8 protein-coding genes and 1 rRNA gene are annotated in these 11,216 nt (G+C 66.0%); 4 read left to right on the top strand and 5 right to left on the bottom strand.

Annotation, left to right across the window (positions count from 1 at the left end):
* Positions 1-143 precede the first annotated feature (143 nt).
* The 4 genes from rrf (at position 144) to crcB (ending at position 2,255) form a co-directional block, all read left to right on the top strand.
* Positions 144-260 (top strand): 5S ribosomal RNA (gene rrf, locus IEX78_RS21975).
* A gap of 94 nt (positions 261-354) precedes the next feature.
* Complete coding sequence (locus IEX78_RS21970) at positions 355-1,362, top strand: NYN domain-containing protein (RefSeq protein ID WP_188830929.1); 1,008 nt, start codon at positions 355-357, stop codon at positions 1,360-1,362.
* 10 nt (positions 1,363-1,372) lie between these two features.
* Positions 1,373-1,798: a fluoride efflux transporter FluC gene (locus IEX78_RS21965; protein ID WP_188830928.1), complete on the top strand. Its 426-nt coding sequence runs from the start codon at positions 1,373-1,375 to the stop codon at positions 1,796-1,798.
* A gap of 91 nt (positions 1,799-1,889) precedes the next feature.
* Positions 1,890-2,255, top strand: coding sequence for a fluoride efflux transporter CrcB (crcB, locus tag IEX78_RS21960; protein ID WP_188830927.1), 366 nt, complete (start codon positions 1,890-1,892; stop codon positions 2,253-2,255).
* Here the strand turns inward: crcB and IEX78_RS21955 are convergent.
* The 5 genes from IEX78_RS21955 to brxD form a co-directional block, all read right to left on the bottom strand.
* Complete coding sequence (locus IEX78_RS21955; protein ID WP_188830926.1) at positions 2,241-4,025, bottom strand: TerD family protein; 1,785 nt, start codon at positions 4,023-4,025, stop codon at positions 2,241-2,243. The two genes, crcB and IEX78_RS21955, sit on opposite strands and share 15 nt — an antisense overlap.
* A gap of 364 nt (positions 4,026-4,389) precedes the next feature.
* Entirely contained in the window at positions 4,390-4,761 is a 372-nt protein-coding gene (locus tag IEX78_RS21950; RefSeq protein ID WP_188830925.1) for a hypothetical protein, read from the bottom strand.
* Complete coding sequence (locus IEX78_RS21945) at positions 4,746-7,106, bottom strand: ATP-binding protein (protein WP_188830924.1); 2,361 nt, start codon at positions 7,104-7,106, stop codon at positions 4,746-4,748. The genes IEX78_RS21950 and IEX78_RS21945 overlap by 16 nt, the downstream gene beginning before the upstream one ends.
* A 551-nt stretch (positions 7,107-7,657) precedes the next feature.
* Positions 7,658-9,904 (bottom strand): DEAD/DEAH box helicase, encoded by a 2,247-nt coding sequence (locus IEX78_RS21940; protein ID WP_188830923.1) that lies wholly within the window; start codon positions 9,902-9,904, stop codon positions 7,658-7,660.
* Entirely contained in the window at positions 9,901-11,208 is a 1,308-nt protein-coding gene (gene brxD, locus IEX78_RS21935; RefSeq protein WP_229684223.1) for a BREX system ATP-binding protein BrxD, read from the bottom strand. Before brxD ends, IEX78_RS21940 begins: the two co-directional genes overlap by 4 nt.
* Between the last annotated feature and the right edge of the window lie 8 nt (positions 11,209-11,216).

The raw sequence follows: 11,216 nt of genomic DNA, 5'->3' as shown, positions 1-11,216 counted from the left end.
CTTACTGAATGAAGGTGTTACGCGTCCACTGTGCGGTATCTGAAACAACAGACACTGCAGCACACTCACTGTGTGTGATTCCCTGAGATTATGTTTTCAGGGTTTTGCATGCGGGTGGGGAGCGCTGTCTAGTTTCATAGTGTTACGGCGGTTATAGCGGTGGGGAAACGCCCGGTCCCATTCCGAACCCGGAAGCTAAGGCCACCTGCGCCGATGGTACTGCACTCGACAGGGTGTGGGAGAGTAGGACACCGCCGGAACAATTTTCCTGAAGGCCCCCAGCATTTGCTGGGGGCCTTTCGGCATTTCTAGACCAGATACTCCATAGCGCACAACACGGTACTGTTCGTTGCTATGCGCTCTAACTGCTCGGTTTACATCGACGCTGGTTACCTCCTCGCTTCCGCTGCTGTGCGCGTCGCGGGTACGTCGCTCAGAAACGGCATTCACGTCAACTACGCGCCGCTGATCGATCAGATTCAGACCGTCGCGCAGGAGTATTCGGGCCTACCGCTGTTGCGAGCGCACTGGTACGACGCCGCCAAGGACGCGGTTCCCGACGCTCAGCAGCAACGCATCGGCGAACTGCCGCGCACCAAACTGCGGCTCGGTCGCATCGGCATGGACGGTCTGCAGAAAGGCGTCGATCTGCGCATCGGTCTCGACATGGCCGCGCACGCACGCAACCGCATCGCCGACGTGTTCATTTTGGTGTCCGGCGACGACGACCTCACCGAAGCCGTTGAAGAAGCCCAAAGTCACGGCGTGCAAGTCATCGTGATGGCCGTGCCCAACGCCAACGACAAGCCGCATGCCGTGAGCCACCACCTGATTCGGGCTGCCGACGAGATCGCGTTGCTGCCCGGCACGGTCATCGACGAAACGGTGATGCGGGTCGAAGCGCCGCCTGTTCCTAAGCAGCTACCGGTCAGCCAGCCAGCAATTGTGGCGCAACCGCAGCGGTCGATCGCACCTCAGCCCGCCGCGGTCGCGTGCCCAACTCCCCGCGACCTGGCCGCCGCCGCCAACCGCGCGCCCGCCGCCGCACCAACCGCGACGCTCGCCTACTCGTCCGTGACGGGAAGCGCGGGCCGTGCGATGCCTGGCTTCACCCAAGAAGATGAGGCTGAGTGCACACCCGACACCATCGACGCGGTTGTCGACAAGGTGGTTTCGACGTTCGTGCATAGCGCATCCGCCGACGACCTCGCGCAACTGCGCCGCGATCGCCCATCCATCCCGCGCGACATCGACCGCGCGCTCCTACTCGACGCCGCCCAAGTGACCGGCGTCTACGATCTCAGCGAGTACACCCGCTACCAGCTGCGCGAACGCTTCTGGAAGCGGGTGCTGTCGGCCTAGGAGTCCTCGCATGTCAACCCCGCTGTACCTGCGGCCTACCGCGATCGCCGCAGTTGCCATCGGCGGACTAATCGGCGCGCCCGCCCGCTACGCACTGGGTCTCTCGGTTAACTATCAGCATTGGCCGGTCATCACGTTCGTGATCAACGTTGTTGGCGCGTTCCTCCTGGGAATGCTGCTAGAGGCGCTGACTAGGCTCGGCCCCGATTCTGGCTGGCGACAACGACTTCGACTGACCCTGGGCACCGGCGTCCTTGGCTCGTTCACTACCTACAGCGCACTCGCGGTCGACACCGACTTATTGCTACGGGCCAACCGCCTATGGGCTGCAACGACATACGCGATCGGCACCGTCGCCGCCGGAGTGCTCGCGACCGCAGTAGGCATCGCGGTTGGTGCGCGGCTGACTGCGCGAAATGGGGCCCGAGCGGCATGACTGCTATACGTGAGGACCGCCCGACGCCCGGAGCCGTGATCGTGTCGACGACCTGTGCTCGACGAAACACGCTACTCGGAAGGCCGCCGTCATGATGCTGTTGTGGGTCGCGTTGGCTGGGAGCGCCGGTGCGGTCGCGCGGTTTGTGCTCGACGGCGTAATTCGCTCGCGCGTCGCATCGCCCATCCCGTGGTCGACCATCACCATCAACCTCACCGGCTCGCTGCTGTTGGGCGTCCTTGCCGGATTAGTACTGTTCCACGGCACGCCAACACCCATCCAAACCGTCCTCGGTGTCGGCTTTTGCGGTGGTTACACCACCTTCAGCACCGCAAGTTACGAAACCGTGCGACTGATTCAGCAGCAGCGGTACCGGGCCGCGACTGTCAGCGCGCTCGGCACGCTCGCGCTGTGCGTCGCGGCAGGGGCGGCTGGACTCGCGCTAGCTGCCTGGTGAGTCGACCTGCACGCCGAGCGCTTCGGCCATCGCGCCAAGTCCGTCGGCCCAGCCTTGCCCGATCGCGCGCAGCTTCCAGCCGTCGCGCCGATACAGTTCCGCGACGACCATCGCACGCAAAGCCGGGTCGGGCTGGGGTGAAAAGAGCCATCCCGCACCATAATTCGTGACACGTAACCGAGCGTCTCGAAGTGCGGCGCAGGTGAGTCCGGTCTCGACGTCCATGTTGATGCCGATGGCGATTCGCTCCACGTGGAGTGGGAGCGCATCGAGGTCGACAATCCCGTGTTCCATTGTGGTGCCGTTCGCGCCGGATTTGCCGAGCAGCCGTACGGCACCGTTGGCCGACGTTGGCTGCCCGTAGAAGAGAAAGTCCGCATCGCCGCTGACCAGCCCGTTCGCTTCAAGAAGGAACAGCGAGAGGTCGGCGTCGGCCCCGCCGAACGTGAACTCGACCCGCAGCTGCCCGCCGCCCCCAACCACAACCGTCTGCCCTGGCGTGAGCCAAGTGTCGCTGGACTGACCGGGACTGGACCGAGGGTCGAACCATTCAGCGAACGGGCGCAGGGCGAAGATGTCGGGCGTAGGCGCTGACGGGTCCTCACGCGAGCTCAGTTGGGCGTCGAGTTGGCCCAGCGCGTTGCCGGCCGCGCCCTGAGCGGGGTGGTCGGCTGATTCCGCATCCTCGTCGGTCGCCCCGGCCAGCAGCGCCGCGAGCGACGGCGTGACGTCCAGCGCCTTAATCGTGCCCGTTCCCGTCATGTTCACCGCGCACGCGACGTCGGTGCCGAGGTCGAGGAAGCGCAGGGCGTCGTCGGGGGTGCGCCACGGCGTCGACTCGATTGCCGCGCGCGTCCAGTGGCCGTAAGCGACGAAACCTAACTGCTGTGTGGCCGGGATGCGGGAGATGACGGCGAGGTCGATAGCCGTGATCGCAGGCGCGGTAGCGAACGCTTCACGAAGGGCCGCAACCACATTCGCGCCTAAAGTCTGTAACCACCACAGGGTGCGCTCCCGTTTCGGAACGTTCTTCAGTGTCGGCCGACCGGCGGCCGTGAAGCCGGGCATTTGGGCGGGGAGACTGTCGATGTCGGGTTGGCGAATCACCACTGACAGCACCGCCCCGGTGACCCCAACCGCGCATCCGGCGGCCGGGTTGTCAGCGAAGGCGACGTTGACGGCTTCGCACACGATGTCTTCCTCATTGGCGATAAGCGCTGCCCACCACTGCTCACCTTCGGCGACTAAGCGTCCGTGGAGCGCGTGCTGTCGGGCCTGCTCGCTCGCGGCGAAGGCACACGCATCCACTTCGGCGCGCTGTCGAGCCGCCGCGCGCTCGGCCCGCGCGAACCGGCCGACACCCGCGAGGTGAAATTCCTCAGCCTGCCGCAGCGCCCACGCGGCGTCGACAGGCGGTGGGGGAGCGAGCTGCGGGCGTCGCGTTGGCCAAAATTCGTCGAGGTGCACGCTGGTCATTTGCCTGCGCATCTCGGTGAGCTGCGCGATCAACGCGTCGCGCTCAGCGGCTTGTTGGGCGCGTTCGGCCTGTTTGCGTGCGCGTTCGAGCTGGGTTGGCGACGGCGACGCAGCGCGACGACGAGTCCCGCCGAGCGAACTCGACGCATAAAACGGCCCGAACGACGACGACACCCGCGCACCGCCACTGCCCGCAGTCAGCCGAGCCCCACGCGGCCCAACCGAGGTCCGCACGCCCCGATTCGACACCCGCACACTCATCCCCGGCACCCCAACTCGGAACCCAAAACTCATGTCGTACCTTTCGTGAACGGGGTAGCTCGCCGCTTGCTGCGGGGAACGAGATTACGTGAAGGGTGCGGGGCTCGCCGCGAGTTGGCCCCACCTGCGGTCGGTGAGACGCGCGAACCCCGAGGTTGCGGCCGAACGTTCTCCGACACCGCCGCCGCAACGTGCCGCGGCGAACCGGCTCGCCGCACGTGGGTGGCTCCGCCACCGCGCCGGATCGCGTTCTCGCGACTGCCAACGCGGCAACGCTAAGCGACAATGCCCGTCCGGCGACGTCGACCAATACGAACGCGCAGATCACGGCCCACCGCAGACCGGGACCTAAGCCGTGACGGCTCGGCCCATCGCACGGCCCACCGCAGACCGGGACCTAAGCCGCGACAACGCGGCCCATCGCCTCGGTCACTCGCGTCACCGACTCCTGCCAGCGCCGGAGTTCAGAGAGTGCCGGGGCCAGTTCGAAGTCGTTGTGGTGCGTTGTCGACGACAGTTGCGACCACAGCAAGCGCACCTCGCCCGCCACCTCTTCGCCCACATATTTCGGCAAGACCAGCAGTTGCGCGCGCACGGTGACCCTGCGCATCGCGGGCGACACCGCGTCCCACAGTTCGCCAATGGCTTGCTCGACCGCGATCCGCAGCATCCATGCCGATGCGCGTGGGCCGATCGCGGCCAGTTCGGGGTCGGTGTCGGCGAGGAGCACGTCGACGGTGCGCAGGCGCGAGTTCACTTGTTGAGCCATTTCGCGATCCGTTCGGTGCGGTTGATCAGGTCGGTTAGGTCGTCGGGGCTGCTGCCGTGCGCGCCGCGGTTGCACGCACGCACAACGTCCGACGCCCACGGCGCGAGGCCAGCGTCGAGTTGCGCGAGGGCGTCGGCTTCGCGGTCGCGGTCGTACAACACCGCGAGCGCGATTTTCTGCACGGTCCGGTCGGCCTTCTCCAACTGCTCGGTGATGTCGGATTGCGCGAAACCGTGCTCGCCCAACACTCTTCGCACCTTGCTTGTCGCTGCCGATTCGATCGCGAGTCGGCAGCACAGCGCGATCATCTCGTTCGCCTCGTTGCGCGGCAGGCCCTTTGTGAGGCTCAGTGCGCGCGCGTCGTCGAGGTAGCGGCGAACCGGGTCGAGCGAAACGCGAATCTTGACGACGGACTTTTCGCGACGCTGCACGTCGAGCACGGTCGCGGGAATCTGCAAGCGCCGCACCGCTTCTGGTAGTCGCAGGTCGTGGGTGAAGACCACAACCTGACGCGTGCGGGCTACCTCGGCGAGCACCCGCGCGAGTCCGTCGACCTTGGCCGGGTCCATCGACTGCACCGGGTCGTCGATGACGAGGAACCGAAACGGGCTTTGCTCGGCGGTGGCGCGCGGCAGAAATAGCGACAGCGCGAGCGCGTGCAACTCGCCCTGACTCATCACGCCAAGCGCCGCGCCTTCGACACCGTCGACATTGACATCAAGGCTCACCCGTCGACTCGACGCCGACCCCGCAAGCGCGATCCCACCGAGTTCGACATTGCTCTGCTGCCGCAAGGTGGTCCACACCTGCTGTGACAGCTCGGTCAGCGGCCGCATCCGCTCCTCGCGCAGCTCAGCGGCCGCGTTTTTCAACCAGTTCTCGGCGGCCCTCACCGTCTTGAGCCGCTCGGGAGCGTGCGCGGCGGCATTCGCCATCTCGACCCACGCCGCGACCCGACGCGCGAGCGGCGACCACACCTCGTCGAGCAGCGCGAGTTCGGTCCGCGCCCGAATTTGCAGACTGTTGAGCGCGGCGAGCACGCGTTCGTGGTGCGACGGCAGCGCGTGCGCGGCGAGCGACGGGTCGACAAGCGCGAGGTCGGACCATTCGCGCCACGCGGCGATGGCGTCGTCAGCGGGGATCGGTGAGTCGAGTAGTGCGGGCGGAACGGGTTGAATCAAGCGAGCGAGCGCGGTGGTCGCGTCCGCATGCGCGAGGCGAGCGGCATCGAGTTCGGTTGTACGCGAACGCGTTTCCTCGATCAGACGAATAGTGCGTGCGCGCCATTCGTCGTCGAGTGTGCCTTCTTCGCAGACCGGGCATCGATCAGCGTCGAATTCCAGTGCGCGCGTGAGCAACTCGATGCGCGCCGCGTCGCTCGCGGCATCGGTAGTAGCGACCGCGACCAGGCGCGCCGTCGCGACACCGAGCGTAGCGACGGCCGCGGAAACCTCTGCCTCGCTTGGCAATCGGACCGCGCCAACGGCGGCGAGTCCGGGCCCGGCACTCGACGTGGCACCGCCGCCGACGACCGCGCGAGACAGTTCCGTGAGATCCTGCGACTTGACCAGTTCGCTGACCTTGCGAGCGCGATCGTCGTTGACAGCCGCGAGGCTCGCGAGCAGCGAATCCTTTTCGCGCTTGACCTCTTTCGTGACCTTGTCGAGCGAAAGTCGCTGCTGCTGCAACCCGGCTAGCGCGGTGGTGAGGTCGTCAAGGCCGAGCAGCCGGTGCAACGCGTCGTGCATCCCGCTCGGCGATCCCTCGATGAGCGTGCCCAGTTCGCTGTAAGAGAGGAAGGGGCGATAGAGCTCGAGCGCGTTGGCGAGCGTCGCGCGATTCAACGCCGTCGGGTCGGCGGACTTTCGCCGCGCGGTCCACTCCGCATCGCCCAACGCGGTGTCCGCGCCCCACCGCCCCGCGATCTTCAGCGGATTCTCGACGCACTCGGTTTGCAGCCCGACCTCAATTTCCGGCGCGTCCCCTTCGTGCAGGTTGCGCCACCCGTCGGTCCAGATCTTCGACTTCCCGGCCCACCGTTTGTTGTCGCCGGTGAGCGCCAACTCGGCCGCTTCGGCGAAACTCGACTTCCCGCACCCGTTCCGCCCGACGACGAGCGTGAGCCCGAGCGACGGCTGGAGCCGAAGCGTGGTGCGCGGCCCGATCCCACGAAACCCGCGCACGCTGATGGAACTGAGAAACATGCCGTTGAGCAGGGTGTCGGCGGTGGTTTCGACCGGCCCGGCAGGAAAGGCGGCGAGCACGGCATCGGCTTCCCGAGCGGACAGCGCATCGCCGGCACTGAGCTGCTGTGCGACCAACTCGCGAAGCGAACCGGCAGACATGGACGACCCCCTATTTGTGGTGGTTAGGCGGTCGTAAGATTATCAGCTTAGTTGTCGTGCGCAAGTTGAATTAACAATGTTGTCGATTGAATGACTGGGAAGCGATCTACACGGCGGTCTGGTACCGTCGCGGAATGAGTTGGTGCAGACGAGCTTTCGTCGTGGGAACCGGGCTTCTTGTCGTCGCTGGTGCAGCAGGACCGGTGGGCGCACAGCCAGCTACTGGCAGCGGTGGTCAAGCAGCGCCGCAGCAGCGCATTGTGCAACTGGGCGACTACTGCGAACGCGGGGACTCACCGGCAAAGACTCGGTCAGGTGCGGATGCGTTCTGCGTGCGGGTCAAATACACGGATGCACGCGTGTGGTCACGCTCGACGGCCGACCTCGCGACAGATCCTCACTATCCCCCGTCCCTGGGCGATCGCTGCCTCGACGCCAGCGATGTCACCGTTGGGGTCGGCGGCCAGATCTTGTATTGCAATCCCACCCTTAACGGCCGCAATCGAGGCACTCTCGTTTGGCACCGGGTGCCCTGATCCGGCGGGCCCTGGCTAACTTGCCCGGAAAATCGTCTTCTCCGACAAAACCTTCCGCGCACCCTCAACGTCGGCCAAGCGGGCCGACACTGTCGCTGCCGCTAACGACTCGGGCAGGACGTCGGAGAACTTCAAGCCGCGGGCCGCTCGTTCGTCGGCGTGCGGGTACGTCAATGACGCGTCGGCAGACCGCAACGGGGTCACCGCGTCCCGCCACATCGAACGGGTCAAATCTGGGCGCATGCGGATGCTGAAGTCCGACGGGCGCTGGGTCGGGTCAACGACCGCCGACAGTGACGCCGACAAGGTAGCGTTCGCCCGGAAGCCCGCCCACGTCCACCATCGAACCGAATCCCCTTCGCGCTCAAGGATTGTCGCGCCAGAGAAAGCGACATCCTTCGTCGCGCGAATGTCCGCCAGTTGGCCGATGGCGCGCTTCGTCAGTGACACCGGCGGGTCGACGCCAACCAAAACGTCGCGGATCGCACGCGACAGTTCGAACGACAACCCGCGTAACCCGATGTTCGACCACTTCGCGACCCCACCCGAATCGGCCGGTTCGACGAACGCGCGTCGACGCGTCCAATCGATATAGGTCACGCGCCAACTCCGGCCAGCCAACAGCAGTAGGCGCGGGCCCGGGCGGTCGTCGGTCAGCACCGACGGGTCGGCGTGGCCCACTTCCTGCCGACCCGCGAGCACGGTGAACTGCGGGGGAGCGGTGAACGCGGCGGTCAGTTCGAGGAAATGTCGCTTGCCATAACGCTTTTCGGCGGTGGGACCGATGTGGAGGAGGCCGGTGTCGGAGTCGAGGTGACCCGTGTCGACCAAGTGCGCGAGAATCGGTGCCGCGCTGATATCGAAGGGCGACAACCCATTCCACTCATCGGCCCAGATCCGGTCGCCAAGCGAATGCCGTTGCAACGTGACCGCCAACAACTGTTGCGCGACGAGGTGGCGCGGCTCCGGGGGCGGCACGATCGGCTCAACCCACCCGCGCCCCCACAGCACAAGCATGCCCGCCGCCTGGACCAGCGCGTCGTCGGTGGTGGCGAGGAACAGGCAGTTGCGCACGCTGTCCGCGCGCCTACCCGTGCGACCAAGCCGCTGTAGAAACGACGCGACGGTGGTCGGCGAATCGATTTGGATCACCCGGTCGAGGTCACCAACGTCGATGCCCAGTTCAAGCGTGGACGTCGACACGATCACGCAGTCACGCGCTTCGGCGAACGCCTGCTCAGCGCGGGTGCGCTCGTCCACCGACAGTGACGCGTGCGAAAGAAAAACCGTCACCCCGCGCGTGCGAAGCGCCGCCCCAAGCTCCTCAACTTGCCGCCGCGAGTCGCAGAAAACGAGCCGTTTCTCCCCGCGATGCAGCGCGGAAATCACCTTCGCCGCGTTCTCCAGCGACCCAACGTAGTCAAGTTCGATGTCGCCGGGCGGGGGCGCGGTGGAGGACTCGCGCGCGACGGCGAGTTCGCTCCCTTCGGTCCACACGTCAGCCGGGGACCCTCCAGCTGAGTCGCGGCTGTTGACGCCCCCGCCATCCGATTGCGTGCCCGTGTCAGGGCGTGCGCCGTCGACCCCCGGCGTCACCATCCCAACCCCCGGCGCAATAACCCGCCCCGCGCGCACCCCGGCCCCCGACCCCTGCAACCACGTCAACAGCTCAGCCGGATTGCCGACCGTCGCCGACAACCCGATTCGCTGAATCGGCTTCCCCGTCACCCGCTGCAACCGCTCCAACACCGCGAGCAAATGCCACCCACGGTCGTCGCCCGCGAACGCGTGCACCTCGTCGATTACCACGGCCCGCACCCCGCCAAGCAGGGCGTTGTGGTCGGTTTTGGTGCCAATGAGCATGGCTTCCAACGACTCTGGCGTCGTGAGCAGAATGTCGGGTGGGTCGCGGCGGATGCGGTTGCGTCGCGAGTCGGTGACGTCCCCGTGCCACAGTTCCGCTCGCCGACCCAACCATTGCGCGTACCCGTCAACTCGCGTGACCAGGTTGTTCAGCAACGCCTTTAGCGGGCACAGGTACAGCACCGAAATGCCGGTCCATTCCTGCTGCGACATCGCGCTGAGCACCGGGAAACACGCGGCTTCGGTTTTGCCGCCCGCGGTCGGCGCGAGCAAAACCGCGTCTTCCCCGGCCAAGATCGGCGCGATGGCCTCTTCCTGAAGCGGCCGCAGACCAGGCCAGCCGAGCGTGTTGACGATGTGGTGGACGACAACCGGGTCCAACCGGTCAACATCGCTCACAGGTCAAGGTCGATATCGTCGGCGCTGACGAGGTTGCGTTCGGCGTCGGTGAGTTCGCTGACGCCAACGGTGAGCCGATAGTGTTCGCGCGGGTCGAAGTCGGGGAACTGGTCAACGCGATCGAGCACGTCGCCAACCAGCTTCTTCAAGAAAACACGCGGCGCGATCCCCACCTTGCCCCCGAGCGTCCCACTGACCGCCCGTGCCAGTTCGGCGATGTAAGCGTCGTCGGCGACGGCTCGCACCCGTTCGCCATGAGCACTGCCGTCGGCGTACAGGTCGCGAATCGTATTACCAAGGGCGACAAGCGAATCCATCGTGAACCCCGGCAGCCGCAACTGCACCGCACGCGGGTTGTCGAAGCGTGGGTCGGTGGTGAAGTCGGTCGCCAACCGCTGACTCAACGGTGCGAGCCGCTGCACCCCCTGCTGCCCGTCGTAGAACGCGGGCGTTCCGGTGATCAGCAAGTACAGCCCGGGAAACCGCCCGGAGTGCACCTCGTCGATGAGCTGACGCAACGCGTTCAACGCCTTGTCACGCGCATCCGACCGCACGCGCTGCAACGTCTCAACCTCGTCGAGCACGACAAGCAACCCGCGATGCCCACTGTCGCGCAACACGGTGAGCAGACCTTGCAGAAACCCAAGTGCTCCAAAGTGATCCAGCTCGCCACGCACGCCAGCGGCGCGCCTTGCCGCTGCCGCGACATTCGGCTGACCGCCCAGCCACGCGATAATCGCCGACGCGGTTGCTTCGTCGGAGTCGAGCACCGCGCGGTGATACCCGCGCAGCGCGGTCGCGAACGACGGCGCGTGCCGCGACACCTCGCCCAATCGCGCTGACATCAGTTCAGCGACGGCTTCGCCCAATTCCTCTTCGGTAGCGCCCGCCGCCAACGCGTCTTCTTCGAGCGCGTAAAACCACGCGTCAACGACAGGACGCAACGCGCTCGGCGGAAAACTCGACGTGGTCAGCTGCTCGGTGATCCGCCGATACACCGTCTCCAATTTGTGCAGCGGCGTCTCGGTTTCCGAGATCTGGATCTCGGCGATCGCGAACCCCTTCTTCCGCGCCCGCTCACCAAGCCAACGCGAGAAGAACGTTTTGCCCGAACCGTATTCGCCGCGAACAGCTTTGAACACGGCCCCACCGGAGGCGACGGTGTCGAGTTCGGTGTCGAGTGCCGTTTCGAAGCGGTCGAGTCCGGTGGCGAGCAGGTCGAGTCCATTGCCGGGCACGGCTCCGCGCCGCAACGCGTCGATCACGTCGCGGCGGCGCACCGCGCTCACCGAAGGTGTACTCACCCGTGCGA

Source organism: Nocardia camponoti (genome assembly GCF_014646135.1).
GTDB classification, from domain to species: Bacteria; Actinomycetota; Actinomycetes; order Mycobacteriales; family Mycobacteriaceae; genus Nocardia; species Nocardia camponoti.
Note: the sequence above shows the minus strand (reverse complement) of the source record. Positions and strands in the feature narration are given on the sequence as shown.

Coding starts and splice junctions, on each gene's coding strand:
- IEX78_RS21965 (WP_188830928.1), top strand. CDS start 1,373: ATGTCAACCCCGCTGTACCTGCGGCCTACCGCGATCGCCGCAGTTGCC.
- IEX78_RS21955 (WP_188830926.1), bottom strand. CDS start 4,025: ATGAGTTTTGGGTTCCGAGTTGGGGTGCCGGGGATGAGTGTGCGGGTG.
- IEX78_RS21950 (WP_188830925.1), bottom strand. CDS start 4,761: ATGGCTCAACAAGTGAACTCGCGCCTGCGCACCGTCGACGTGCTCCTC.
- IEX78_RS21970 (WP_188830929.1), top strand. CDS start 355: ATGCGCTCTAACTGCTCGGTTTACATCGACGCTGGTTACCTCCTCGCT.
- IEX78_RS21945 (WP_188830924.1), bottom strand. CDS start 7,106: ATGTCTGCCGGTTCGCTTCGCGAGTTGGTCGCACAGCAGCTCAGTGCC.
- crcB (WP_188830927.1), top strand. CDS start 1,890: ATGATGCTGTTGTGGGTCGCGTTGGCTGGGAGCGCCGGTGCGGTCGCG.